Raw genomic sequence first — 25,105 nt, forward strand, 5'->3', positions numbered from 1 at the left:
GGGGAGTGCAGACTCGCAAAGCGACCCCGGCCTCCGGGGTCGCTTTTGTTTTCTCGGACGCCCGAATCACAAGGCCATACTGCCCGATGCTCGACATCCTCTATCGCGACGATCACCTGATCGCGATCCACAAGCCCTCCGGCCTGCTGGTTCATCGCACCGGACTTGACGCGCGCGAGGAGCGCTTCGCGGTGCAGTTGCTGCGCGACCAGATCGGCCGCCACGTCCATCCCGCTCACCGTCTCGACAAGGGCACGTCGGGCGTACTGCTGTTCGCACTCGATCGCGATACGGCCGCGCGTGCCGGCGCGCTGTTCGAGAATCAGCAGGTTTCGAAACGCTATGTTGCTGTCGTGCGCGGCCATCCACCCGCAGCCGACGTCATCGATCATCCGCTGGTGCGCCGTTTCGACCCCGCGGAACGCAGGTCCGCGCGCGCCGACACCTTGCCGCAGGCGGCCATCACCCGCTACCGCCGACTGGCCACGACAGAACTACCCTACCAGGTCGACCGCTACCCGAGCAGCCGCTATGCACTACTCGAACTGCAACCCGAGACCGGCCGCCGCCATCAGCTACGCCGCCACCTGAAACATATCTCGCATCCGATCATTGGCGATGCAACGTTTGGCAAGGGCCGCCACAACCGGCTGTTCCAGACCCTCTTCGGCAGCGACCGCCTGCTCCTCGCGTGCACCGGACTGGCATTCCGCCACCCTTTGAGCGACACCCCATTGCAGATCGACTGCCCCTTGGCGCCGGACTTCACAAACGTCCTGACGGCACTCGGTTGGCATTTGCGGGCTGACGGACTTTCGGCCACGGGCGATTCATAGCAGAATGAGGGTCCGATCCGTCACCCGCCCTCAGGTCACATGAATCCGCTGCTGCAAGTTCGCGAACAGGGTCAGCAAATCTGGCTCGACAACCTCTCCCGCACACTGCTCAACGAGGGGCATCTGGCACGCTTCATTGCCGAGGATGGCGTCGCAGGTGTGACGACCAACCCGGCGATTTTCTACAAGGCGATTGCCGGCGGACGCTACTACGAAGACGATCTGGCTGCGCTCAAGCGCCAGCCCATCAGTGCCGAAGCGCGCTATGAACAGCTCGTGATCCCGGATGTGCAGCGCGCCTGTGACCTGCTGTTGCCACGGCACCGCGAGTCGCACGGCAATGAAGGCTATGTGAGCCTGGAGGTGTCACCCGAACTGGCCGACGACGCCGCAGGCACTCTGGAAGCCGGCCTGCGGCTCAAGGCCGCGGTCGATCGTCCCAACGTACTGATCAAGGTGCCCGCAACGGCTGCCGGACTGAAAGCGATCGAGAAACTCATCGGCGCCGGCGTCAGCGTCAACGTCACCCTGATGTTCTCGCTCGCCCATGTCAATGCGGTCGCCGCCGCCTATGTGCGCGGCCTCGAACGTCTGCGTGCCGCGGGCGGAGACGTTTCCAGCGTGATGTCGGTGGCAAGCCTGTTCCTGTCGCGGGTCGATACCCTGGTCGACAAGCAGCTGGAAGAGCTCGGCGGCGAGGCGCTGGCCCTCCGTGGCAAGGCTGCGGTCGCCACTGCACGCCTCGCCTACCAGCGCTACCGCGCCCGCTTTCACGGTCCCGACTTTGCCGCCCTGCAGGCGGCGGGCGCCCGCCCCCAGTTCATGCTGTGGGCCAGCACCGGTACCAAGAACCCCGACTACAGCGACCTGCTGTACGTTGAGCCCCTGATCGGGCCGGAGACAGTGAATACCCTGCCTGACGCCACGCTGGACGCACTGCGCGACCATGGCAAGGCCGGCAATACGCTGGAGCAGGACATCGGGCTTGCTCAGGCGGCCATGGATGGCCTTGCAGCCCTCTCGATCGACATGGACGCGGTCGGCGAAAAGCTGCAGGCAGACGGCCTGCGCCAGTTCGAGGAAGCGTTCTCAAAACTGCTTGAATTGACTGCAGACTGAGGTCTGAAGCGGCGATTGCCGCTTCAGTCACTGCGCGCCGCAGGGCAGCTCGCGCTGGCCGCGACGCGCAGCAGGCGGGTCAGGCCAGCGCCAGCTGAGGCTGGGGCTTCTTCACCAACGCCGAGCGTGCCACACCGCGCTGATCGCCAGCGGCGCCCAGCACTTCCTTCATGTCGAGGATAAGGACGATCTGTCCGTTGGACAGTGTCGTCACGCCGGCCACGCCCTTGGGACGGAAGTCATCGAGCGACTTGATCACGGCATCTTCGCGACCAGCGAAGCTGTCGATGGCAAGAATGAACGACAGTTCGGCGGTCTGCATCAGCACGCCGTATTCCGGCGGGCGCTCCTGCTCCCATCCCAGCAGGCCGGCAAGCGGCAGAATGGGCAGCACTTCGCCCCGTACCACCATCGTTGCCCTGCCCCCAACCTCCTGTACCTCGTCGATCTCGATCGGCAGGATTTCGCGCACCATCGACAACGGTACGGCAAACGGCTGCTCCCCCAGTCGAACGAGCAACACGGGCAGGATCGCCAGGGTCAGCGGCAGGCTGATGATGAAGGTCGTACCCTTGCCCTGCGTCGAACGGATATCGATCGATCCGTTGAGCTTCTGAATGTTGGTTCTCACCACATCCATGCCGACGCCGCGGCCCGATACGTCCGACACCTGCGCCGCAAGCGAGAACCCGGGCAGGAAGATGAGGTTGAAGCTCTGCCGCTCGTCCATGGTGTTGGCCTCCTCATCGGTGATGAGGCCCTTCTGCAAGGCCTTGGCCCGCAGTTTGTCGGCGTTCATGCCACGGCCGTCGTCGGCGATCAGGATCACGATGTGATCGCCCTCCTGGCGCGCTTCGAGACGGACTTCGGACTTCTCCGGCTTGCCGTTGGCCCGGCGCTCGACACCGTCTTCGACACCATGATCGACCGCATTGCGAATGAGGTGGATGATCGGATCGGACAAGTCCTCGATCATCGTCTTGTCGATTTCGGTTTCCTCACCGGCAAGCACGAGCTCCACGTCCTTGCCGAGGTTGCGGGCGAGGTCGCGCGCAATTCGCGGATATTTCTGGAACAGGCGCCCGATCGGCTGCATGCGTGTCTTCATCACCGCGTTCTGCAGATCCGAAACCAGCAGGTCGAGTTGGCTCACCGCCAGGTCGAGCGCATGCAGGGTCTCGGTATCGTTGCGTCCGCTCAGAATGTCGCTGCGCAGCGCATTGAGCCGGTTCTTGGTCAGCCCGATCTCGCCCGACAGGTTCAGCACCTGGTCAAGGCGTGAGGTGTCGACCCGGATCGAGTTGTCGCGCTGACGCTCGCCCTCGCGTCGCCCTGCCGGCGCTGAAGCGCCCGGCCGGTCACTCGCACGGCGTCCGACCGCACGCGTGATGACCTCTTCCGGGTCCTCCTGCGGCTGCGCAGGAATGAGCTTCGCTGCCTCTGCAGCGGGATCGGCAGCACCCTTCGGCACTACCGCGACGGCGTTGTAGAGGAGTTTCCAGTCAGGCTCATGCGCGCTGCCGGTGCTCTCGCCCCCGCCTTCGCCACCACCCTTCTTTGTCGACGTCGACTCGACCACCGGCACAGCCTCACCGGCAATGGCCAGTTTCAGCGCGGCAATCAGGGCGGGATCCGCTGCGGGCGGCTGGCCACCATGCTCGAGATGATTGAACATCTCGCGTACCGCGCCGGTCGCCTCCAGGATGACGTCCATCATCTCCGAGCTGACCGCCAGCTCGCCATTGCGCAGCTTGTCGAACAGGTTCTCGGTGAGGTGGCACAGGGTCACCAGCTCGGTGGCGTTGAGGAAACCGGCGCCACCCTTGATGGTATGAAACCCGCGAAAAATGTCGTTGAGCAGGTTCCGGTCGTCAGGGAAGCGCTCCAGATCGACCAGCTTGTTGTCGACACCCGACAACAGGTCTCCGGCTTCGACCAGGAAGTCCTGCAGCAGTTCTTCCATTCCGGCAAAGTCACTCATCGCTCTATCGCTCCCATTCACGTTCAGACCACCGGGTCACAATGCCCGTACGGCCGGCGTGCAGATCAGAAACCCAGGCTCTCGAGGAGGTCATCGACCTGCCCCTGACTGGTCACCACGTCATCGCGGCCTTCGCTGCTCACCACCGGGCCATTCATGAGCCCGGCATTCTTTTCCTTACGCTTCTCCGCCGGCGCAACCTCGAGCAAGACCTCGAGCAGTTGCGACTCCAGGGTCTGCGCCATGTCGACCACTTTCTTGATGACCTGGCCAGTCAGGTCCTGGAAGTCCTGCGCCATCATGATCTCGAGCAGCTGCGCATTCGTGGCGCGGCTGCCGTCACTGACGGCGGACAGAAAGCCCCGGGTTTCACCCGCCAGCGCCTTGAACTCTTCGACCGAGAGTTCGTTCGCGTACAGTCGATCCCACTTCGCGCGCAGCGCGTCTGCATCGCTTTCGAGCTTGTCCTGAATCGGCTTGGCCACATCAGTGGCGTTCAGCACCCGGCTCGCAGCCTGTTCGGTCATCTGCGCGATATAGGTCAGACGCTGGCGTGCATCGGGCATCGCCTGCGCGACCTCCTGCAGGGCAGAGTCGAACCCGAGCTCAAGCAGCGAGTCGTGCACCTTGCGCGTCATCTGCCCGATGCGATTGAAGACGGCTTCGGGGGCCGTTGTATCCTGCTCTGCAGCGGCAGGCGCCGGCTCTGGCAATTGCGCGTCGGGCGCAGCACTCGTGGATTCGTCGAACTCAGCGGCAACCGAGTCGAACAGCGCTTGCAGCTCGTCGTTGTCGTCCGTTTCGGGGGCTGCGGCCGGTGCGGGCACTGGACGCTGGAGTACGGGTTCGGGCTCGGCCTGGGTCGACGCAATGCTGTCGAACAGGGCCTGCAGTTCATCCGAATCGCTCGCTTCGTCAAATTTCATCCGCTTCGCCATTTCCTGGCTCCCTATGTGGTTCGTGCTGCCAGTCAGGCAGCTGCACTCTTGCCGAGCTTCTCGAAGATCTTCTCCAGCTTCTCGGACATGGTCGCAGCGGTGAAAGGCTTGACGATGTAGCCGTTGGCCCCGGCCTGCGCGGCTGCGATGATGTTTTCCTTCTTCGCCTCGGCCGTGATCATCAGCACCGGAAGATGCTTCAGCTGCGGCGTGCGACGGATGGTCTGCAACAGGGTCAGCCCATCCATGTTGGGCATGTTCCAGTCGGTCACGACGAAATCGAAGGGGGAAGCACTGAGCTTTTGCAGTGCAACCACGCCATCTTCAGCTTCGTCAACATTGGTGTAACCCAGCTCCTTGAGCAGGTTGCGCACGATGCGGCGCATGGTCGAGAAATCATCCACGACCAGAAATTTCAGTTTTGGGTCAGCCATCTCATTCTCCGTTGTGCCCGTTCCCGATCAAGCCTGGCGTGCGCGCTGGAGCAGCGGCCGCAAGGTCTCGGCGAGAACATCAGCGTCGAATTTTGCCACGTATGAATCCACACCGACCCTTTTCCCCATCGCCCGATTGGCTTCCGATGACAGGGAGGAGTGCATCACGACGGGAATTCCGTCGAAGCGGCTGTCGTTCTTGATATTGCGCGTCAGCACATAACCGTCCATTTCGGGCATCTCAGCATCGACCATGATGAGATCGATCTCATCACCGACGTGATGCCCCATCTGCTGGGCGTGCGCTGCCATGCCTTCCAGCCGCGTCCACGCCTCGAGCCCGTTCTGCGCATGCTTGTGGCGGACACCCAGTTTGTCGAGCACTTCGGCGATCTTGCGCCGGGCAACGGCGGAGTCATCCACGAAGAACACGTTCACGTCATCGCCACCATGCAGCGGACTGATGTTGCCGACGATCGCCTCGCCGAAGGTATTGGCCAGAATGGTCTCGACATCGAGGATCGACACCAGCTTGCCATCGGCCAGCTCCGTGATCGCAGTGATGTAGTTCTGACTGTTCGACGACACGTTGTCAGGCGTACGCACCTTGTCCCATTCGACGCGAATGATGCGATCGACTTCCTTCACCAGGAAGCCGAGGGTGCGCTTGCTGTACTCGGTCACCATCATCGAGCCGCCGAGGGCATCGCCCGGCGCGCTCAGGCCGAGGATCTTGGCCAGGGACAGCACCGGAATGACGTTGCCACGCAGGGAGATCAGGCCCTCCACACCGCGCGGCATATTGGGTGCCTTGGTGATGAAGGGCGTCTTGGACACCTCGCGCACCTTGAACACGTTGATCCCGAAGGTTTCGCTGGTACCGAGCGAAAACAGCAGGATCTCCATGCGGTTCGAGCCGGCCAGCATGGTGCGGCCGTCTACCGAATCAAGCAGGGCGGTATCTTCTTTCTGGTCGAGACTCAACATTGACTCACCTCACTTCCTGACCGGCGCCACGTTGCGGCTGATCAGGCGACGCAGCGTCTGCGACAGGCGCTGCGGTTCGAACTTGGGAACGTATTCATCCACACCGACCGACTTGCCAAGCTGCTGGTTCGACATGCCCGACAGCGAGGAATGCATCACCACCGGCACCCCCTCGAAACGCGGGTCGGCCTTGATGCTGCGGGTGAGGATATAACCGTCCATCTCGGGCATTTCGACATCGGTCAGCACCAGGCTCAGGGTGTCGCTCACCTTCCGCCCGGCAGCTTCGGCCTGCGCAGCCATCAGCTTGAGCTCTTCCCACGCACGACGCCCGTTTACGGCCGAGATGTACCTCACACCGAGCACATCGAGCGTCTGGCAGATCTGCTTGCGCGCCACCGAAGAGTCGTCAGCGAACAACACCAGATGCTCGCCGCCATCCTCGATTGGTGCGATGTCCTTGAACATGTGGCTGTCGTCGTAGCGGGTCGTCTCCGACAGCACCTTCTCGACATCGAGCAGCATCACCAGCCTGTTCTCCGGCAATTCGGTGACGGCGGTGACCAGCCCGCCCATATTGGCGGTCAGCATGTCGGGCGGCACCCGCATCTGCGACCAGTCCAGCCGCAGGATGGTGTCGACCGCCTCGACCAGGAAGCCCTGGGTGTGGCCGTTGTACTCGGTCACGATCATGATGTCGCGCGGCGTGTCGGCCCCCACGCCGACGTAGCGTGCCAGATCAACCACCGGCACCAGTGCGCCGCGCAGACTGACCATGCCCACGACCGATGCAGGCATCTCGGGCGCGGCCGTGATGGCCGGCGTACGCATGACCTCACGGACCTTGAAGACGTTGATACCGAAAGTCTCCCGCCGGCCCGTTTTCTGATCCGTACCCAGCGTAAACAGCAGGATCTCCAGCTTGTTGGTCCCGGCCAGCCGGGTACGGGCATCGATATTCTTCAGTAACTCGGACATTTCGTTCTCCGCACGCTTGCGGCTGCTGGCCCGGTCGACGCGACCGGTAGCGCTGTTGTGTAGTGTATCGACCCGGAAGGATCAGACTTTAGCAAGAGGCCGACATTGTGCCCGGACACAAGGGCAAGTGCAGCCCTCATGCCTGGTAGCCCATGCGGAATCCCCCCCACTGACGGCCATTCACATACACCGGCGCAGAGATGTCATGCATGATCTCCCCGGTATCGCGTCGGTAGGTCTGGATCAGGAACTGCAGTTCATGCGCACCGCAGCGCTTGCCTACCGGATCGTCGAATATCCGCTTGCCCCGGTTGCCGACGAAGTCCTTGTCGTAATCACCGGTCAGGGGCTGGGAAAAGCGCGTGTTATGCGTTGGGACATAGCCGCGCCGATCGCAGCCGATTGCGTAGATGATCTCACCGTGCTTCTGCAGGATCGCCTCCTGAACCCGGGGAAACAGCTTGTCGGTGAATGCATCGAAACGCGTGGTGTATTTCTGTGGCCGGGTATTTGGGATGGGCTGTGAAGCCTGGTCGAACAAGGCGTCGGCCGTGATCTGCCCTGCCGCAATGGCCTGCTCCATGAGCCGCCCGAGTTCGCGCGCAGCCTGTTGAACGATCGCGGGCATCATCTTGTGGGTGGCCATGGCCTTCTCGCCCTCGGCACCGAGACGGAACACGTTGCTGATCTCGTGCAGGTTGAGCGCAAGGCTGTCGAGTTCGTGCGCCTCGTCGAGCGTTTTCGCCGCACCCTCGGCATTGCGTTCGACCATGTTCATGATCTGGCGGACGTTCCCGACCACCTTGTCGGCCTCATCACCCTGACGCGAAATGGACTGCGCAATTTCATCCACCCGCTCCATGGTCTGCTGAGCGCCCCGGTTGATCTGCTCGAGGGAACTGGCGGCCTGGCGCGCAAGATCGGCGCCAGCGCGGGCCTGCTCGCTACCCTGTTTGATGGAAACGATCGCTGCACCGGTTTCGGTCTGGATGGCGGTGATCATCGTGCCGATTTCACTTGTGGCAGCAGAGGTGCGTTCCGCCAGTTTTCTCACCTCGTCGGCGACCACCGCGAAGCCTCGGCCCTGCTCGCCTGCGCGTGCAGCCTCGATTGCCGCATTCAGGGCAAGCAGATTGGTCTGATCGGCGATCTCGCGGATCACCTTCACGATGCCGCTGATGGCCTGCGAGCGCTCTCCGAGCGCCGAGATCACCTGTGCGGACTGCTCCACCGAGCGGGCAATCAGATCGATTTCGGACGACGCGCTGGAGACCACCCGTGCCCCCTCGATCGACAGCTCCCGTGCTTCCTGCGCATTCCGGGCGGTTTGCGACGCATGGCCGGCGATCGCATTCACGCCGGTCGTCATCTCCTCGATCGCCTGCGCCATCTGCTCCGATGCAGTACGTTGCGAAGTTGACCCCTCGGCCACGCCGGCGGCGAGCGACGACAGCGTTTCAGCCTTCTCGGCCACGCGCTGGGCATCGTAGATCACCTTGCCCACGATGCCCTGAAAGCTCGCAATCAAACGGTTGTAATGTTCGATGCATTCGGCCAGCGGCCCGCTTGTCGTCGCTGCACGCCGCGACAGATCGCCATCCTCGTAGGTTTTCAGGAGCGTCGCCGCAAAGTGATCGAGCGGCGTGCCGAAACGCGCCTTCAACAGCGTGACCGCAAGCGCCGCGACCGCAACGCCGACAAGTGCATGTGCCGCTATCGCGATCCACGCCGGCGCCGGGTCGATCACGGCAACGATGCCACCTCCGAGGCCTGCCAGCAGCCCCAGCATGATGCAAATCGACCAGATCCTCATCTCCCTCTCCTCTCGCGATTCCAGCTGCATGCAGTCACAAGCCGCGCGCATGCAGTGCAGCACTAATGTCTTCAGCTATCGGCGCGAACGCAGAACTTCTTTAGCCCTGATGCGCAACAAGACTGGAAATACCACTCACGCCCCCCCACTCCGGCGCTCACTCCCCCGCGCTCTGGGCCGCAAGCCGCACCTGAATACGTCCGGCGATCCCGGACAGGCTGACGACTTCACGCGCAGCCCCCAGCAGCGCGGCCTCGCGCGGCATGCCGTACACGACACAGGAAGCCTCATCCTGCGCGATCGTCCACGCACCGGCCTGGGCCATGCGCAGCAAACCCGCCGCACCATCCCGCCCCATGCCGGTCAGCAGCACACCAACCGCGGCACGTCCCAGCACCGCTGCCGCCGAGTGAAAAAGTACGTCAACCGAAGGGCGGTGCCGATTGACCGGGTCGGACTTCGCCAGCTCACACTGAAAACCTGCCCCTCCGCGACGAATGCTCAGGTGCGAATGGCCGGGCGCAATATAGACGGTCCCGGGCTCGACGCGCTCGCCGTGCTCGGCCTCCTTGACCCGTAGCGCACACAAACCGTCGAGCCTGCGCGCAAAGGAGCCGGTAAACATCTCCGGCATGTGCTGGACGATCATGATCGCGGGCATGCTCGCGGGCAGCCCCGTCAGCACCTCTCGGATCGCCTCGGTGCCGCCGGTCGAGGCGCCGATGAAGACGATGCAGCCGCTCGCTGACGCGCTGGGAAAATGACTCACGCCGGCACCTCAGCGCAAGGGTGAGTCGAGCCGTACGTACACCGTACGCCCGCGCGAACGCACAAGGTCTGCGGCATGCATGAAACTCTCCGAGTGCCCGGCAAACAACTGCCCTTCGGGGCGCAATAGCGGCACGAAGCGCTTGAGAATGCCGTACTGGGTGGGCTTGTCGAAGTAGATCATCACATTGCGGCAGAAGATCGCATCCAGCGGCCCCTGCACCGGCCACATGGCGTCGAGCAGGTTGATGCGACGGAAGCTGACCAGGCGGCGCAGTTCGGGACGAATCGCGAACGTCCCCGTCTCGGCGCCACTGCGCGGGGTGAAGAAGCGGCTCTTGCGTGCGTCGGACAGACGATCGATACGATCCTGCCGGTAGATGCCTGCCTCGCCATGCGCCAGCACCGAGGTATCGATATCACTGGCAAGGATCTGCACCGGCGGCGTGAGGGAATTGAACGCTTCACACGCCGTCATCGCCAGCGAGTACGGTTCCTCCCCGGTCGAGGCCGCGCTGCACCAGATCCGGATCGTCCGCTTCTCGCCGATCTGGCGGAGCTGATCCGCAAGGATGTCGAAATGGTGCGCTTCACGAAAGAAGGAGGTGAGGTTGGTGGTCAAGGAGTTGACGAAAGTCTCCCACTCGCCCCGGTCGCGTTCGAGTCTGGCCAGATACTGCGCAAACGTGCGGTCGCCGCAACTGCGCAGACGGCGCGCGAGGCGGCTGTAGACCATGTCCTGCTTGGCCGACGACAGCGCAATGCCTGCGTGCTGATGGATCAGGGTACGGATGCGCTCGAAATCGGCCGACGTGAACTCGAACTCACGATCGCGCGCAGGCAGGCCAGAAACAGTGGGCGCAGAGGCGGCAGGCGGGAACAGCGCGCGCCGTGGCGAATCCGGCGGGGTGCTTGCCGACAAAAACGGCCGCCGCGGCGGAGGATCGAAAACCATGCAAGAACCTCTTCAAGTGCGCGCAATGAACGCACACCCGGCGCTCACATGCATTTGTTCGTTATCGCCCCAGCGCCGGCCGGATATTCGGGATGATCCCTTGCGCTGCCGTTGCGCTGCCGCTGTCGCGCGTCAGCGCCGACGGCTCGAGCGGCGTCGATGCGCTGACATCGAGATTGCCGCCTTCGCCACGAATGGCGGCTTCGGTGCGCTTGTTGAGCACGATGATGCTGATGCGGCGGTTGATCGGATCGAGCGGATCTTCCTTCCTGAGCGGGATGGTGTCGGCAAGCCCGACCACACGCACCACCTTGGCCACCTCGAGGCCGCCGCTGACGAGTTCGCGGCGCGAAGCATTCGCACGGTTGCTCGACAGCTCCCAGTTGGAGAAGCCACGATCTCCGCCAGCATAGCGCGCCGAGTCGGTATGACCCGAGAGGCTGATGCGATTGTCTACGTCATTGAGTGCACGCCCGATCGAACGCAGCAGATCACGGGTATAGGGCTGAAGATTCGCACTTGCGGAGGTGAACATCGGCCGGTTCTGCTCGTCCACCAGCTGAATGCGCAGCCCCTCCGAGGTGATGTCCATCAGGATCTGCTCCTTGAACTGCCGGAGCTGAGGGTCGGCCTCGATGATGGCTTCGATGCGCCCCTTGAGATCGACCAGCCGGGCGCGCTCGCGACGCAGTTCTGCCTCTTCGGCACCGCCATCGGCGGGATCGGACGGGGTCCGGTCGCGCGCGGCGTCAACGTTGATGGCGCGGGTGCTCGGCGTATCGCCACGCTTGACCTGCCCCACCTTGCGCGACAGATCCTCGCCGCCGCCCTTGATGATGCTCGAGCTGTCTCCCGAGCCCTCGCCGCCGGCCATCGCCAGCTTGAGCGGATTCTGGAAGTGGTCGGCAATGCCTTCCAGGTCGCCCTGCGCGGTCGAGCCAAGCAGCCACATCAGCAGGAAGAACGCCATCATCGCGGTCACGAAGTCGGCGTACGCAATCTTCCAGGCACCGCCGTGCGCGCCACCGCCGCCCTTCTTGATGCGCTTGACGATGATTGGTTGCTGGCTGTCGTCGCTCACGACTCCACCCCGACCGGAACCGGGCCCGGTTCAGAAAGCACCAACACGAAGCCTGTTTCCGCCATGCCCTGCCTCAGCCCTTGCGGTTCTTGATTTCTTCTTCGAGCTCGGTGAAGGTCGGCCGATCGGAGGCGTACAGCACCTTGCGCCCGAACTCGACCGCCACCTGCGGTGCATAGCCGTTCATGCTCGCCAGCAGCACCACCTTCATCACCTGGTAAATCTTTCCGCCCTCTTCGACCTTCTGCTCGATCTGGCTCGCAAGCGGGGCCACGAAACCGTAAGACACGAGAATACCGAGGAAGGTACCAACCAGCGCGCCGCCGATCATCTTGCCCAGCACCGCCGGCGGCTCACCCACCGAGCCCATCACGTTCACCACGCCCATCACCGCCACCACGATACCGAAGGCCGGCACCGAATCGGCGACCTTGGACACGATATGAGGCGCCACATGCGCTTCCTGGTGATGGGTCTCGATCTCCATGTCCATCAGGTTCTCGATCTCGAAGGCATTGAGGTTGCCGCCCACCATCATGCGCAGGTAGTCGCACAGGAACTCGACCACGTGATGGTCCGATGTCACGCTCGGATACTTCGAAAAGATCGGGCTCGAATCCGGGTTCTCGATGTCGTTCTCGATCGACATCAGGCCTTCCTTGCGCACCTTCGCCAGGATCTCGAACAGCATCGCCAGCAAATCGACGTAAAGCGCGCGGTTGTACTTTGAGCCCTTGACCGCCATGCTCAGCGAGCCCAGCGTGGCCTTGAGTGCCTTCGGTCCGTTGCCGGCCACGAAGCCGCCGATCATCAGGCCGAAAATGGCGATGTACTCGAGCGGCACCCACAGTGCGAGCAGGCTGCCGTGCACCGCATAGGTGCCGATCGACGCGGCGAGGATGATGACGTAGCCGATGATCAGAAACACTGCTTACTCCAGGCAAGAAGCACGGGTCGGTTGAGAATGCAAAATTGTAACGGCCCGCAAAGGGAAAACTTGAATTCCGGGTACGAAAAAAAGGCTGCCTCCGGATCAGGCAGCCTTTCTGTTGGAAACGGCAGGGTCAGGCCGCAACCGTATCCCTGACCTTGGTCTTGCGCACCGCCGCCCGCTTGGTCTTGCCTGCACGCGAAGGCATGTTGCACAGCCCGCACACATAGGCCTGCGTCGGGTCGTATGCATGGGCCACAAAGTGCCCGCCGCAACAGGTGCAGCCCGCCATGTGCAGCAGATCGGCATCAAAGAAGCGGACCAGCGTCCACGCGCGGGTCAGGCTGAGCACCGGTTCCATCTGCTCGGCCTCGATCTGATCGAGATAGAGATGATAGGACTTCAGGATGGCTTCGAGGCCACTGACCCCGGCCTTCTTCTCGAAGAAGCGATGAAAGCCCATGAACAGCGACGAGTGCACATTGGGCTGCCAGGTCATGAACCAGTCGGTCGAAAACGGCAGCATGCCCTTGGGCGGCGACACACCGCGAACTTCCTTGTAGATCTTGAGCAGCTTCTCGCGGCTGAGCTGGGTTTCGACCTCGAGCATCTGCATGCGCGCGCCGAGCTGCACCATTTCCACCGCACGACGAATGTCGTCCGCTTCGTCGATAATCCGTTTGTTCTTCATTTTCTCTTCTCCTCAGGCAGCTTCCTCGGCAGCCTTGCCCGCAGCGATGATCGCTGCATGCAGACTGGAGCTTGCCTGATCGCGGCCCTCGCCCGCCATCAGGCGGCCAAGTTGCTCATCGTTGAATCGGAACTGCGGCATCAACATCTGGTTGTTGGACATGCGCACGAGCTTCGCAGCGGAAAGCCCCTCGATCAGGTCGGCAAACGCCTCGCCCACGCCAAGCCTGAACATTGCAGTTTCACGATCACTGCGCAGCATCTGCTGCGCCAGCATCAGATAGGCCAGGTTCAGCTCGCGAATTTCTGCCTGAAAATCGGGGCGTTTCATGAAAAATGACTCCCTTTCAGGGACAAGCGGCTTTGAAGTTAAAGTAATTTCTGAACATCCGCAAGCTTTCCCATGCTGCAATGGGGGTCAATGCTGTTGCAAACAGACAACACTCCCCCCACCCAACTCATGCCAAACGGGCAAAAGTCAGGCGGGTGCTTCCGGTTGCTGCACCGAGGCGACGCGATTTCGGCCCTGGCGCTTCGCCAGATAGGCACCGCGGTCGGCCTGTTTGATGAGCGCATCGAGATCGGCCATTGCACCATCGCGCATCGCCACCCCGATACTGACCGTCAGTTCGAGCGCAGGACCACCGGTCTCGATCAGCAGCGCATCCACCGATGCGCGCAAGCGCTCGGCACAGATCATGGCCGAGGACAGCCCGGTCTCCGGGCAGATCACCAGAAATTCGTCACCACCGGTGCGACAGATCACGTCCTGCCCGCGCAAGGCCTCGCGCAAGGCATCCGCCGCCTGGCGCAGGACCATGTCGCCAACATCGTGCCCGTGCGTGTCGTTGATGAGCTTGAAGCCATCCAGATCGATGATCATGCACGACAGCGGCCGGCGATTACGGGTGGCGGTCACCCATTCCTGATGCATGCGGTCAATGGCATAGCGGCGGTTCGGGAACCCGGTCAGCGCATCGGTCAGTGCAACTTCCTGCAATCGTCTGTTCGAGATCGCAAGCTCGGCGGCGAAATGCCGGACTTCCTCGCGGTCACGTTCGAGCTCCTGCTGCAGTCGCACGACTCGCTGCCCTGCATGAAAATGCGCGGCAAGCACCTTGGGGCGGAACGGCTTGAGCAGAAAATCGTCTGCGCCTGACTCGAACGCATCGATCAGGCGATCGTCGTCATCGTTCGGCGCAAGCAGCAGGATGTACATCCTGCGCCCCACGCGGGTGGCACGCAGGGCACGAATCAGACGTTCGCTTTCAGCACCGAACACACCGCAATCGATCACCATCATGTGCGGCTGAAGTTCGACAACGGCCTCCAGCACCTGCTGCCCGGGGCGAACCTCGAACAGGCGATGCCCCTCGCCGTCGAGCACTTTGCGCAGCTGATCACGACTGCTCGCATCGTCATCCACCAGCAGGACACGCAAAGCCGCGCTCGGGCTCTGCGGCGCGGCTTCGACCGCAACACTCGCCTCCGGCGCCGGGCCTTCACCGGCCTTCACTGCAGCGTTCGTATCGCCCCCGTCGCCCGGGCACAGCTCCGAAAACTGCGGCGGCGTGACCGTGTCGATCTGCAGCAGCTTGCCCCATTCGACCCATTGGCGCCCGATGTCGCTGCAGGCACCGACGAACTCATCGCGGCTATATCCGAGGCGCAAGGCCAGCTTCAGCACCATCCCCATCAGCGCTGGCTGGTCGGCCTCTACGGCAAGGCAGATCTCCGCGACGGCCCGGGACAGCACGAGACACTGCATCATCGTCGCTTCGCGACTCTCTGGTGCGAAGGCCGCACGCTCGGTCTGTTCGAAGAAACGCACCGGCTCGGAGAAGACCGGCGGCAATCCCCAATCCACCAGCATGGCCGCACCCAACTCGCGGTGGGTCATCGCCAGCGCCTCCTGCTCCAGATCGAGCAGGCGCCGATCCGGGTTGCGCTGGATCTCAAGCAGCAGGCGGCCATACTCAACCGGATACACGGTAGCCATCGCCAGCTCGCCGATCCGCGCAAGCAGCCCGACCGAGAAGGCCTCATCGGCGGCGACCACGCGCAGGCGCTGGACCAGCGTCTGCATCGACAGTGCCATGACCAGCGAAGATGACCAGAAGCGGACGTAATCGAAGCCGGCGCACGCCCCCTTGCGGTAGCTCGACAGCAGCGAAAAACCGAGCGCCATCGTTCGCACCGCAGGCATGCCCAGCACCATCAGGGCTTCCTGAACCGACACGACCGAACGCCGCTGCAGCCCGACGAGACCATTGGCGGCCTTGATGATACGGCCGACGAACGCGGGGTCACCCTTGATCACCCGCGCCAGCTCTGCCACCGACACGTCGTCGCTTTGCGTCATGCGAATGATGGCAAGCGCAACCCCACGTGGGGAAGGAAGATCGCCCGTCGCCTTAAGCTGCGCAAAACGGTTCATGTCGATCGAAGGAGGCATGTTCTCGCAATGTGTGGATTGGAACTTAATCGGTAGCATAAACGCTAACGACGATATCTTGTACAGATCACGTACATGCGGCGCAGTACCGACCCGCCGTTTCGATACCAATTGGCGCGGTGCGGGCCTGTTAGAATTGGCATCGTATACAGGAAGCCTTCCCATGAAGTTCTGCTCAAGCTGCGGTGCCGCTGTCGATTTACGTATCCCCCCGGGCGATGCCTTGCCGCGCCATGTCTGCGGCAACTGCGGCACGATCCACTACCAGAACCCCAAGCTCGTCGTTGGCGCACTGCCAGAGTGGGGAGACCGCATCCTGCTGTGCCGGCGCGCGATTGAACCCTGTTATGGCAAGTGGACCTTGCCTGCGGGTTTCATGGAGAACAACGAAACCACCGCACAAGGCGCTGTGCGTGAAACCCTCGAAGAGGCCTGCGCGCGAATCGAACTGGGCGAGATGTTCACCCTGATCGACGTTCCCCATATCAGTCAGGTTCATATCGTGTATCGCGCCCGCCTGCTCGATCTCGACTTCCGCCCCGGCGAAGAGTCACTCGAAGTGGCGCTGTTCGACGAAGCGGACATTCCGTGGGACGACATTGCCTTCCGCACCATCGCACTGAGCCTGCGACACTTCTTTGAAGATCGTCGCAGTGGCAAGTGGTCTTTCCACACCGGCAGCATCGGGCCCGCGCCAAAAACCTGAAACCCTGCCTCGGCGCGCGCTGCAGCCCCCCGGGACAGCTTGCGCTGCGGGGAGTTGTCTGTTTTCATTCACAAACGTGGTGCGCCGCGTTTCGGTGCGCCCACCCAGAGGTAACGGAGGACGCGTGCTGATCGAACATGGAGCGACGCTGCTGGGACCGGACGGATTGGCCATTCAGGACGATGGCCAGCATCCGTGGATCCTGTCGCTCGACATGAACGGCGCGCCCTATCGCTGGATCTCGTGGCAGGCGGCCTGTCACTACCATGCGCGCGATCTCGTTGCCTGGAGCATCGGCGACCATTCCTTCAGTTTCCTCGGCGGCACCTCGCGCCTCACCGGGGAACGATCGCAGATCACCACTCAGAGCATCATCGCCATCAAGGGACGCACGCAGCGCCCGGCAGCACTCACCAAGGTGCCTCCGCTCAGCAACCGCGAACTGTTCCGGCGCGATCAGTTCCTCTGCGCCTACTGCGGGCATCGCTTACCCGGCAGCCAGCTCACTCGCGATCACGTGATGCCGGTTTCCCGCGGGGGGCGCGATGTGTGGATGAACGTGGTCACAGCCTGCCGCCCGTGCAACCAGCGCAAGAGCGGACGCACCCCCGAACAGGCGAGAATGGCGCTGCTTTATGCACCCTATGTGCCGAACAAGGCCGAGTACCTGATTTTGTGCAATCGCCACATACTTGCCGACCAGATGGATTTCCTGACCCGCCATCTCCCGCGCCAGAGCAGGCTGCTCGCCATAGACTGACGGGGTATTGCGCCAGTCTGGGGCGTCGTTTTGTGCATCGCACCAATCTGGCGCACAAAATCCATCATTTTCAATACTTTGTATAAACAAGGGCATCGGCACGCAATCGCCGACGATGCTAAATTCAAGCCATGACGACAGCAGAACTTCATTTCCTCCTCGACGGTCGCGACATCCGGCTGCATCAGGTCAGCCCGACAACGACGCTGCTCAACTGGTTGCGCGAAGACGAGGGGCGCACCGGCACCAAGGAAGGGTGCGCCGAAGGTGACTGCGGCGCCTGCACCGTCGTCGTTGCCGAAGCACGCGACGGCGAACTGGTCTGGCGCAGTGTCAACGCCTGCATCCAGTTTCTTCCCACCCTGCATGGAAAGGCCTTGTTCACCGTGGAAAGCCTCCGTGCAGCCAAGGGCGGGTTGCACCCAGCCCAGGCGGCGATGGTGAGCTGCCATGGCTCTCAGTGCGGGTTCTGCACACCGGGTTTTGTGATGTCGCTGTTCGGGCTGTACCAGACCGAAGCCGCACCTGACGGTGACGCCGTGGCCGACGCGCTGTCTGGCAACCTGTGCCGCTGCACCGGCTACCGCCCGATCGTGGATGCCGCGCATGAAATGTATCGCCTGCCTGCGCCTGGCGGCGAACTGCCTGCGCCACAGTGGCAGGATGCATCCGACCCCGCGGCACAGGCGCTGCTAGATCGTCTCGTACATATGAATGCGGACGACGCCACACTCGACATCGTCCATGCGGACGGCCGCTTCACCGCGCCGCGCAGCCTCGATGAATTTGCCAGCTGCGTCGCCACCCACCCTGATGCGACCATTCTCGCAGGCAGCACCGACATCGGCCTGTGGGTCACCAAGCAGTTCCGCGCCCTTCCGCATCTGATCTATCTTGGCCGGGCGCGCGAACTCAACCGCATTTCCGAAGCCGACGGCTGGCTCGAAATTGCCGCCGCGGTGACGCTGGAAGACGCCTTCGAGGCCATCCTCCCGCACTACCCCGAACTCACCGAACTCTGGCGCCGCTTTGCCTCACGCCCGATCCGCAACGCCGGCACCCTGTGCGGCAACATCGCCAACGGCAGCCCCATCGGCGACTCGATGCCGGCGCTGATCGCCATCGGCGCCGAGGTGGTACTGCGCCACGGCGATCGCACCCGTGCGCTCCCGCTCGAAGCGCTCTATCTGGGTTATCAGAAAAAGGATCTTGCACAGGGCGAATTCGTGCAGTGCGTCAGGATTCCCCTCGCACGCGGCCCCCTCGATGAACACCTGTTCCGCGCCTGGAAGATCTCCAAGCGTCAGGACCAGGACATCTCGGCGGTGTTCGCAGGCTTCTCGATCATTCATCATCACGGCATCGTCAGCAGCGCACGGCTCGCCTTTGGCGGCATGGCCGCAACGCCCAAGCGCGCCAGCCACGCGGAAGCCACCCTGATCGGCCGCCCCTTTGATGCTGCGGCCCTGAGCGACGCCCGCGCCGCACTCGCACTCGACTTTCAGCCGCTGTCCGACATGCGTGCGTCTGCCGAATACCGCATGAACGTCGCGCAGAACCTGCTTACCCGCCTGCACCATGAACTCGCAGGTCATCCGACCCGCATCGACAGCGTGGAGGCCGATCATGCTCAGCACTGAAGCACGCGGCAGCGCCGGCGCTGCCCTTCCCCACGAATCGGCAGTGCTGCACGTCACCGGCAGCGCCACCTATATTGACGACCTGCCCGAACTGCGGCGCACGCTGCATGCGGCAATCGGACTCGCGACCGAAGCACATGCCCGCATCCTTAGTATCGACCTGTCGGCGGTCCGTGCCGCGCCCGGTGTGGTCTGCGTGCTCAGCGCGGACGACATCCCCGGCCTGAACGATTTCGGCCCTGTCGTGCATGACGACCCGATCTTCGCCACCGAAGAAGTGCAGTTCCATGGCCAGGCGCTGTTCGCAGTGCTTGCCGAAGACATGCGCGCCGCCCGTGCCGCCGCCCGTCTTGCCAAGGTCGAATACGACCGCCTGCCCGCGCTGCTCAGCATCGACGAAGCGCTCGAAGCCGGCACCCGGGTGCTGCCCGACGTCGCACTCCGGCAGGGCGATGTCGACACGGCCATCGGTGCCGCGCCGCATCAGCTCGAAGGCACCGTGCGCCACGGCGGGCAGGATCACTTCTACCTCGAAACCCATATCGCCTACGTCATCCCGCAGGAAGACAGGACTTTCAAGGTGCATTCGTCGAGCCAGCACCCGGGCGAAGTTCAGTTGCAGGTCGCCCACGCGCTCGGTCTGGAGGCCAAGGACGTCACCGTCGAATGCCGGCGCATGGGCGGCGGCTTCGGTGGCAAGGAAAGCCAGCCCGGGCAGATCGCCGCGATTGCCGCCATCGGCGCGCTGCGCACCGGGCGCCCGGTCAAGCTGCGCCTCGACCGCGACGACGACATGGTGCTCACCGGCAAGCGCCACGACTTCCGCATCGACTGGCATGTCGGCTTCGATGACGAGGGCCGCATTCTCGGCGTTCGTTTCCGCCAGTCCACCCGTGCCGGCTATTCGGCCGACCTCACCGGTGCGATTGCCGACCGCGCGATGTTCCATGCCGACAACGCCTACTTCCTGCCCAGCGTCGCGATCGACTCCCACCGCTGCAAGACCCATACGGTATCGAACACCGCGTTTCGCGGCTTCGGCGGGCCGCAGGGCATGTTCGGCATCGAGGAAGTGATCGACGCCATTGCGCGCAAGCTCGGGCGCGACCCGCTCGACGTGCGCAAGCTCAACTACTATGGCATCACTGAGCGCAACACCACGCACTACGGCCAGGTCATCGAAGACAACGTTATCCATGAGATGACGGCCGAGCTCGAGGCCGGCTGCGACTACCGCGCCCGCCGCGAGGCGGTCCGGAAATGGAACGAAAGCAGCCCGGTCATCCGCCGCGGCATCGCCCTCACCCCGGTCAAGTTCGGCATCTCCTTCACCGCCACCCACCTCAACCAGGCCGGCGCACTGCTCAACGTGTATACCGACGGCACAGTGCTGCTCAACCACGGCGGCACCGAAATGGGTCAGGGCCTGTTTACCAAGGTGGCACAGGTCGTGGCGCGCGAACTGCAGATCGACATCGATCGCATCCGCGTCACCGCATCCGATACCGCGCGCGTGCCTAATGCCTCGGCCACAGCAGCGTCGAGCGGTGCCGACCTCAACGGCAAGGCCGCGCAGGACGCCGCACGCAAGATCAAGGCACGGCTCACCGAATTTGCCGCGGCAAAGTACGCCGTGCGCGAAGACCAGGTTGAGTTCCGCGCCAATCAGGTTCAAGCCGGCACCACCGTCGTCAGCTTTGCCGAGCTCGTGCATGCGGCGTGGATGGCGCGCGTCTCGCTGTCCGCGACCGGCTACTACCGCACGCCCAAGATTGCCTACGACCGTGAAACCCTGTCGGGCCGCCCGTTCTATTACTACGCCTACGGGGTTGCGTGCAGCGAGGTCGCCATCGACACCCTGACTGGCGAGTCGAAAGTGCTGCGCACCGACATCCTGCACGACGCCGGCCAGTCGCTGAACCCGGCGATCGATATCGGCCAGGTCGAGGGCGGCTTCATTCAGGGCATGGGCTGGCTGACCATGGAAGAGCTGCACTGGGACGCAAGCGGACGCCTGCGCACTCATGCGCCCTCCACCTACAAGATTCCGGCTGTGTCCGACATCCCAAGGGTCTTCAACGTTCGCCTGTGGGATCGCGCCATCAACGTCGAAGACTCGATCTTCCGCTCCAAGGCCGTCGGCGAGCCTCCCTTCATGCTTGCGCTGTCGGTCTGGCATGCGATCAAGGACGCGGTGGCTGCGTCAGCCGACTACCGCGTCACCCCGATGCTCAACGCGCCGGCCACCGCCGAAGAGATCCTGCGCAGCGTGGACGACGCCCGTCAGCGGGCTCACACGCCATGACTGCCGGACGCCTGCTCGATCATCTGGCCGCCAGCCTCTGCGCCGGCGAGCGCATGGTGTGGATCGGCGTCGCAGAGACACGCGGCTCGGCACCGCGCGCGCCGGGCGCCCGCATGCTGGTCGGCATGGGCTCAAGCTTCGGCACCATCGGCGGCGGTCACCTCGAACTGCGTGCAATCGAAATTGCGCGCGGCATGATCGTCGATGACGCCGCCGGTATTGCGACCGCCCCCAGAATCGAGCGCTTTCCGCTTGGGGCCAGCGTCGGCCAGTGCTGCGGCGGTGTGATGCATCTTGCCTTCGATGTCGTTCGCCCGACTGAGCGTGCATGGGTCGAAGCGGCACGCGCACTGGCGCACGAGGACATCGAGTGGGTGCGCATCCTCAGCCTCGGGGGCGCGCCTGTGCAGGTCGCCAGCCTCGCCAGCCTGCGCGCCGACAGCCGCCACCCGGCGCTCGCCGCCAGTGCAGCCGGGCTCTCCTCCCTTGCCGGCGACAGCGCCATGATCTGCTGCGACAGCCTTGGCGGCGAGCGCCACGTCATCGAACTCATGCGCCCGGCGGAGCTTCACCTGGCCTTGTTCGGTGCGGGCCATGTCGGCCGCGCACTGATCGAGGTCCTCGCCCGCCTGCCCATTCGCGTCACCTGGATCGATCCGCGCGAGTCGGAATTTCTGGCCTGGATGCCGCACAATACGCGCCCCGTTCTGACCGACATGCCGGAAGCCGAAGTGCGACACCAACCTGCCAACACCGCGGTGCTGATTACCACGCACAGCCATGCGCTCGATCTCGAGCTGGTACGGACCTGGCTCGACCGAGGTGACTTCGGCTTTCTCGGACTCATCGGCTCGACCTCCAAGCGCGCAAACTTCGAGGCAAAATTGCGCGCTCGCGGCTACGCGGAAGACCAGCTTGCACGCATCGTCAGCCCGGTGGGCGACCCCGCCGTCGTCGGCAAGGAACCCGAAGTCATCGCCATCGCGATTGCCGCGCAGCTCATGAGCCTGCGCAGCAAGCCACAGAACGTCCGGCACATCCGGCAAGATCATCCAGCCAAGGCATGCACGACACCATGACCCAGCAGACAAGCCCTTCCCCGGGCGCGCCGCCGCGCCTCGTATTGAGCAACATCCGCAAGGTCTACCCGACCGTGGTCGCCAACGACGGCGTCAATCTTGAAGTCGCGCCCGGCGAGATTCATGCCGTACTGGGCGAGAACGGCGCCGGCAAGTCGACGCTGATGAAGATCATCTACGGCGTCACCCGGCCCAGCTCGGGGGAGATGCAGTGGGAAGGCAAGGATGTCACCGTCGAGAGCCCGGCACATGCGCGCGAACTCGGCATCGGCATGGTGTTCCAGCACTTCTCGCTGTTCGAAACCCTGACCGTGGTCGAGAACGTCGCCCTCGCCCTGCCGGGCAAGCCCGACCTCGGCGAACTCGCGCAACGCATCGAAGAGGTCTCCAAGCGCTACGGCCTGCCGGTCGATCCGCGCCGCCATGTGCATGCACTGTCGGTAGGCGAGCGTCAGCGGGTCGAGATCGTGCGCTGCCTGCTGCAGAATCCGCGCCTGCTGATCATGGACGAGCCGACCTCGGTGCTCACACCGCAGGCCGTGCGCAAACTGTTCGAGACCCTGCGCCAGCTCGCCGCCGAAGGCTGCTCCATCCTTTACATCAGCCATAAGCTCGACGAGATCAAGGAGCTGTGCCACACCGCCACCGTACTGCGCGGCGGCCGCGTCACCGGCCACTGCCGCCCGGGCGAGGAAACGCCGGAATCGATGGCGCGGCTGATGATCGGCAAGGACCTGCCGGTGTGCGAACACGGCGCCAGCCAGGCCAGCAACGAGATCCGGCTGCGCCTGGCGGGGCTGTCGCACTCGACACCCGACCCCTTCGCCACCGACCTGCGCGACATCCATCTCGACGTCCACGCCGGCGAGATCGTCGGCATTGCCGGCGTATCGGGCAATGGCCAGCAGGAGTTGCTGCGGGCCATCTCGGGCGAGGAACCGCTGTCGGAAAAATTCCCGGTGCAGATCCTCGGCACCGAAGCCGGCCGCATGAACCCCGGCCAGCGGCGCAAGCTCGGCATGTGTTTCGTGCCCGAGGAGCGCCTCGGCCGTGGCGCCGTGCCCACGATGTCGCTTGCCGACAACGCGATCCTGACCGCAGCGAAATCGCAGCACTTCGTCAGCGGTGGCTTTCTGGCCTTCAGCCGCGCGCGGGCCTTCGCCGAGAACTGCATCGAATCCTTCAGCGTCAAGTGCGGCGGAGCGCCATCTCCCGCCAAATCGCTCTCGGGCGGCAACCTGCAGAAGTTCATCATGGGCCGCGAAATCCTGCAGGCGCCCAAGCTGCTGGTGTGCGCCCAGCCCACCTGGGGTGTCGATGTCGGCGCAGCCGCCTTCATCCGCCAGTCCATCATCGACCTGCGCAACCGTGGCTGCGCCGTGCTGGTCATCTCCGAGGAGCTGGACGAATTGTTCGAGATCTGCGACCGCATCGCGGTCATCGCCAAGGGCAGGCTGTCGCCGCTGCGCCCGACCGCTGAAACCTCGGTGGAGGACATCGGCGTGTGGATGAGCGGCCTGTGGCCAGGCTCCGAGCTCGCAACCGAGGCTGTTGAACAGAAAGGGGAGCTCGCCCATGCTCAGGCTTGAACCCCGCGCCGAAGTCTCGCGCCTGATGAGCTATCTGTCGCCGGTGCTGGCGGCCGTGCTCACCCTTATCGCAGGCATGGCCGTCTTCTCCTCGCTGGGCAAGGATCCGGTCGAAGGTCTGCGCCTGTTCCTGATCAGCCCGGTCAAGGATCTCTACGGCGTCTCCGAACTCCTGCTCAAGGCCACCCCGCTGATGCTGTGCGCCATTGGTCTTGCGGTGGGCTTCCGCGCCAACGTGTGGAACATCGGCGCCGAGGGTCAGTTCATGCTCGGCACCGTCGGTGCAACGGGCGTTGCACTGTACTTTCAGGAGTCCGACAGCAGCCTCGTCCTGCCCGCGATGGTGCTCGCCGGCGCGGCTGCCGGCGCAGCCTGGGCGGCGATTCCGGCCCTGCTGAAAACGAAGTTCAACGCCAACGAGATTCTGGTGTCGCTGATGCTGGTCTATGTGGCGCAGCTCTTCGTGTCGTGGCTGGTGTTCGGCCCTTGGAAGGACCCTGACGGTTTCAACTTCCCGCAGACGGCAATGTTTGCCGACCATGCGCTGCTGCCGATTCTCGTTGAAGGCACACGCCTGCATGCGGGCTTCCTGATCGCGCTCACCGCGCTGGTCGCCGGCTACGCCTTCATGAACCGCAGCTACACCGGCTTCAAGATGCGGGTCGCGGGCGAAGCGGCCGAGGCCGCGCGTTATGCGGGCTTCTCTGCCAACCGCATGATCTGGATCGGCCTGCTCACCGGCGGTGCCGCAGCCGGCATTGCGGGCATGAGCGAAGTGGCCGGCCCCATGGGCCAGCTCACCGACAAGGTCAACCTGGGCTACGGCTTTGCCGCCATCATCGTGGCCTTCGTCGGCCGCCTCAACCCCTTCGGCATTCTGCTTGCCAGCCTGTTGATGGCGCTGCTTTACATCGGCGGCGAGCAGGTGCAGCAGTACATGAACCTGCCCAGCTCCATCTCGCTGGTGTTTCAGGGCCTGCTGCTGTTCTTCCTGCTGGGTTCGGACGTATTCATCCACTACCGGCTGAAGTTCGGCCGCGTTGCCGCCTGAGGATCGATC

Annotated in this window: 22 protein-coding genes; 9 read left to right on the forward strand and 13 right to left on the reverse strand. The window is 63.6% G+C overall.

The window, feature by feature from the left end:
- Positions 1–86: 86 nt before the first annotated feature.
- Both CEW87_RS20825 and tal read left to right on the forward strand, forming a co-directional pair.
- Positions 87–836, forward strand: a complete 750-nt coding sequence (locus CEW87_RS20825) for a pseudouridine synthase (RefSeq protein ID WP_108976094.1) — start codon at positions 87–89, stop codon at positions 834–836.
- Between the two features lie 39 nt (positions 837–875).
- Positions 876–1,955 (forward strand): transaldolase, encoded by a 1,080-nt coding sequence (gene tal, locus CEW87_RS20830; RefSeq protein WP_108976096.1) that lies wholly within the window; start codon positions 876–878, stop codon positions 1,953–1,955.
- A 79-nt stretch (positions 1,956–2,034) separates the two neighbouring features.
- On the opposite strand, the gene CEW87_RS20835 is transcribed toward tal, so the two are convergent.
- The 13 genes from CEW87_RS20835 to CEW87_RS20895 form a co-directional block, all read right to left on the reverse strand.
- Positions 2,035–3,936, reverse strand: coding sequence for a chemotaxis protein CheA (locus tag CEW87_RS20835; RefSeq protein WP_199917080.1), 1,902 nt, complete (start codon positions 3,934–3,936; stop codon positions 2,035–2,037).
- Between the two features lie 65 nt (positions 3,937–4,001).
- Positions 4,002–4,874: a protein phosphatase CheZ gene (gene cheZ, locus CEW87_RS20840; RefSeq protein ID WP_108976100.1), complete on the reverse strand. Its 873-nt coding sequence runs from the start codon at positions 4,872–4,874 to the stop codon at positions 4,002–4,004.
- Positions 4,875–4,906: 32 nt separating this feature from the next.
- Positions 4,907–5,308 (reverse strand): chemotaxis response regulator CheY, encoded by a 402-nt coding sequence (gene cheY / locus CEW87_RS20845; protein ID WP_108976102.1) that lies wholly within the window; start codon positions 5,306–5,308, stop codon positions 4,907–4,909.
- A gap of 27 nt (positions 5,309–5,335) precedes the next feature.
- Positions 5,336–6,295 carry a chemotaxis protein gene (locus tag CEW87_RS20850; protein WP_108976104.1) on the reverse strand — a complete coding sequence of 320 codons (960 nt, stop codon included), beginning with the start codon at positions 6,293–6,295 and terminating at the stop codon, positions 5,336–5,338.
- Positions 6,296–6,304: 9 nt separating this feature from the next.
- Positions 6,305–7,273, reverse strand: a complete 969-nt coding sequence (locus CEW87_RS20855; RefSeq protein WP_108976106.1) for a chemotaxis protein — start codon at positions 7,271–7,273, stop codon at positions 6,305–6,307.
- Between the two features lie 136 nt (positions 7,274–7,409).
- Entirely contained in the window at positions 7,410–9,086 is a 1,677-nt protein-coding gene (locus CEW87_RS20860) for a methyl-accepting chemotaxis protein (RefSeq protein ID WP_108976107.1), read from the reverse strand.
- A gap of 157 nt (positions 9,087–9,243) precedes the next feature.
- The gene (locus CEW87_RS20865; RefSeq protein ID WP_269807783.1) at positions 9,244–9,855 is read right to left on the reverse strand and encodes a chemotaxis protein CheB; all 612 of its coding nucleotides are present in this window, start codon (positions 9,853–9,855) and stop codon (positions 9,244–9,246) included.
- Positions 9,856–9,864: 9 nt separating this feature from the next.
- Entirely contained in the window at positions 9,865–10,809 is a 945-nt protein-coding gene (locus tag CEW87_RS20870) for a CheR family methyltransferase (protein WP_108976109.1), read from the reverse strand.
- 61 nt (positions 10,810–10,870) lie between these two features.
- Entirely contained in the window at positions 10,871–11,890 is a 1,020-nt protein-coding gene (motB, locus tag CEW87_RS20875) for a flagellar motor protein MotB (RefSeq protein ID WP_108976111.1), read from the reverse strand.
- Between the two features lie 73 nt (positions 11,891–11,963).
- Positions 11,964–12,818: a flagellar motor stator protein MotA gene (motA, locus tag CEW87_RS20880; protein WP_108948900.1), complete on the reverse strand. Its 855-nt coding sequence runs from the start codon at positions 12,816–12,818 to the stop codon at positions 11,964–11,966.
- Between the two features lie 136 nt (positions 12,819–12,954).
- Complete coding sequence (gene flhC, locus CEW87_RS20885; protein ID WP_108976113.1) at positions 12,955–13,512, reverse strand: flagellar transcriptional regulator FlhC; 558 nt, start codon at positions 13,510–13,512, stop codon at positions 12,955–12,957.
- Positions 13,513–13,524: 12 nt separating this feature from the next.
- Positions 13,525–13,842, reverse strand: coding sequence for a flagellar transcriptional regulator FlhD (flhD, locus tag CEW87_RS20890; protein WP_108976115.1), 318 nt, complete (start codon positions 13,840–13,842; stop codon positions 13,525–13,527).
- Between the two features lie 147 nt (positions 13,843–13,989).
- Positions 13,990–15,966: a diguanylate cyclase gene (locus CEW87_RS20895; protein WP_108976116.1), complete on the reverse strand. Its 1,977-nt coding sequence runs from the start codon at positions 15,964–15,966 to the stop codon at positions 13,990–13,992.
- A gap of 163 nt (positions 15,967–16,129) precedes the next feature.
- On the opposite strand from CEW87_RS20895, the gene CEW87_RS20900 reads away from it, so the two are divergent.
- The 7 genes from CEW87_RS20900 to CEW87_RS20930 all read left to right on the forward strand — a co-directional run bounded on the left by CEW87_RS20900 (position 16,130) and on the right by CEW87_RS20930 (position 25,096).
- The gene (locus tag CEW87_RS20900) at positions 16,130–16,672 is read left to right on the forward strand and encodes an NUDIX hydrolase (RefSeq protein ID WP_108976118.1); all 543 of its coding nucleotides are present in this window, start codon (positions 16,130–16,132) and stop codon (positions 16,670–16,672) included.
- A 124-nt stretch (positions 16,673–16,796) separates the two neighbouring features.
- The gene (locus CEW87_RS20905) at positions 16,797–17,432 is read left to right on the forward strand and encodes an HNH endonuclease (protein WP_234421602.1); all 636 of its coding nucleotides are present in this window, start codon (positions 16,797–16,799) and stop codon (positions 17,430–17,432) included.
- A gap of 131 nt (positions 17,433–17,563) precedes the next feature.
- A complete protein-coding gene (gene xdhA, locus CEW87_RS20910) occupies positions 17,564–19,072 on the forward strand; it encodes a xanthine dehydrogenase small subunit (RefSeq protein ID WP_108976120.1) in 1,509 nt (502 codons plus the stop codon).
- A complete protein-coding gene (xdhB, locus tag CEW87_RS20915) occupies positions 19,059–21,377 on the forward strand; it encodes a xanthine dehydrogenase molybdopterin binding subunit (protein WP_234421603.1) in 2,319 nt (772 codons plus the stop codon). Before xdhA ends, xdhB begins: the two co-directional genes overlap by 14 nt.
- Positions 21,374–22,456 carry a xanthine dehydrogenase accessory protein XdhC gene (xdhC, locus tag CEW87_RS20920; RefSeq protein ID WP_108976124.1) on the forward strand — a complete coding sequence of 361 codons (1,083 nt, stop codon included), beginning with the start codon at positions 21,374–21,376 and terminating at the stop codon, positions 22,454–22,456. Before xdhB ends, xdhC begins: the two co-directional genes overlap by 4 nt.
- Complete coding sequence (locus CEW87_RS20925) at positions 22,453–24,045, forward strand: ABC transporter ATP-binding protein (RefSeq protein WP_199917081.1); 1,593 nt, start codon at positions 22,453–22,455, stop codon at positions 24,043–24,045. The genes xdhC and CEW87_RS20925 overlap by 4 nt, the downstream gene beginning before the upstream one ends.
- Positions 24,032–25,096, forward strand: a complete 1,065-nt coding sequence (locus CEW87_RS20930) for an ABC transporter permease (RefSeq protein ID WP_108976128.1) — start codon at positions 24,032–24,034, stop codon at positions 25,094–25,096. The genes CEW87_RS20925 and CEW87_RS20930 overlap by 14 nt, the downstream gene beginning before the upstream one ends.
- Positions 25,097–25,105: the final 9 nt, after the last annotated feature.

Origin of the sequence: Parazoarcus communis (genome assembly GCF_003111665.1) — a bacterium.
Taxonomy (GTDB): domain Bacteria; phylum Pseudomonadota; class Gammaproteobacteria; order Burkholderiales; family Rhodocyclaceae; genus Parazoarcus; species Parazoarcus communis_B.

What these genes read in the sequence shown, in the direction of transcription:
- cheY (WP_108976102.1), bottom strand. Translation starts at nt 5,308, where the DNA reads ATGGCTGACCCAAAACTGAAATTTCTGGTCGTGGATGATTTCTCGACC.
- xdhA (WP_108976120.1), top strand. Translation starts at nt 17,564, where the DNA reads ATGACGACAGCAGAACTTCATTTCCTCCTCGACGGTCGCGACATCCGG.
- xdhB (WP_234421603.1), top strand. Translation starts at nt 19,059, where the DNA reads ATGCTCAGCACTGAAGCACGCGGCAGCGCCGGCGCTGCCCTTCCCCAC.
- CEW87_RS20860 (WP_108976107.1), bottom strand. Translation starts at nt 9,086, where the DNA reads ATGAGGATCTGGTCGATTTGCATCATGCTGGGGCTGCTGGCAGGCCTC.
- CEW87_RS20925 (WP_199917081.1), top strand. Translation starts at nt 22,453, where the DNA reads ATGACCCAGCAGACAAGCCCTTCCCCGGGCGCGCCGCCGCGCCTCGTA.
- cheZ (WP_108976100.1), bottom strand. Translation starts at nt 4,874, where the DNA reads ATGGCGAAGCGGATGAAATTTGACGAAGCGAGCGATTCGGATGAACTG.
- CEW87_RS20895 (WP_108976116.1), bottom strand. Translation starts at nt 15,966, where the DNA reads ATGCCTCCTTCGATCGACATGAACCGTTTTGCGCAGCTTAAGGCGACG.
- CEW87_RS20835 (WP_199917080.1), bottom strand. Translation starts at nt 3,936, where the DNA reads ATGAGTGACTTTGCCGGAATGGAAGAACTGCTGCAGGACTTCCTGGTC.
- CEW87_RS20900 (WP_108976118.1), top strand. Translation starts at nt 16,130, where the DNA reads ATGAAGTTCTGCTCAAGCTGCGGTGCCGCTGTCGATTTACGTATCCCC.
- CEW87_RS20930 (WP_108976128.1), top strand. Translation starts at nt 24,032, where the DNA reads ATGCTCAGGCTTGAACCCCGCGCCGAAGTCTCGCGCCTGATGAGCTAT.
- CEW87_RS20850 (WP_108976104.1), bottom strand. Translation starts at nt 6,295, where the DNA reads ATGTTGAGTCTCGACCAGAAAGAAGATACCGCCCTGCTTGATTCGGTA.
- xdhC (WP_108976124.1), top strand. Translation starts at nt 21,374, where the DNA reads ATGACTGCCGGACGCCTGCTCGATCATCTGGCCGCCAGCCTCTGCGCC.
- flhC (WP_108976113.1), bottom strand. Translation starts at nt 13,512, where the DNA reads ATGAAGAACAAACGGATTATCGACGAAGCGGACGACATTCGTCGTGCG.
- flhD (WP_108976115.1), bottom strand. Translation starts at nt 13,842, where the DNA reads ATGAAACGCCCCGATTTTCAGGCAGAAATTCGCGAGCTGAACCTGGCC.
- tal (WP_108976096.1), top strand. Translation starts at nt 876, where the DNA reads ATGAATCCGCTGCTGCAAGTTCGCGAACAGGGTCAGCAAATCTGGCTC.
- CEW87_RS20870 (WP_108976109.1), bottom strand. Translation starts at nt 10,809, where the DNA reads ATGGTTTTCGATCCTCCGCCGCGGCGGCCGTTTTTGTCGGCAAGCACC.
- CEW87_RS20825 (WP_108976094.1), top strand. Translation starts at nt 87, where the DNA reads ATGCTCGACATCCTCTATCGCGACGATCACCTGATCGCGATCCACAAG.
- CEW87_RS20855 (WP_108976106.1), bottom strand. Translation starts at nt 7,273, where the DNA reads ATGTCCGAGTTACTGAAGAATATCGATGCCCGTACCCGGCTGGCCGGG.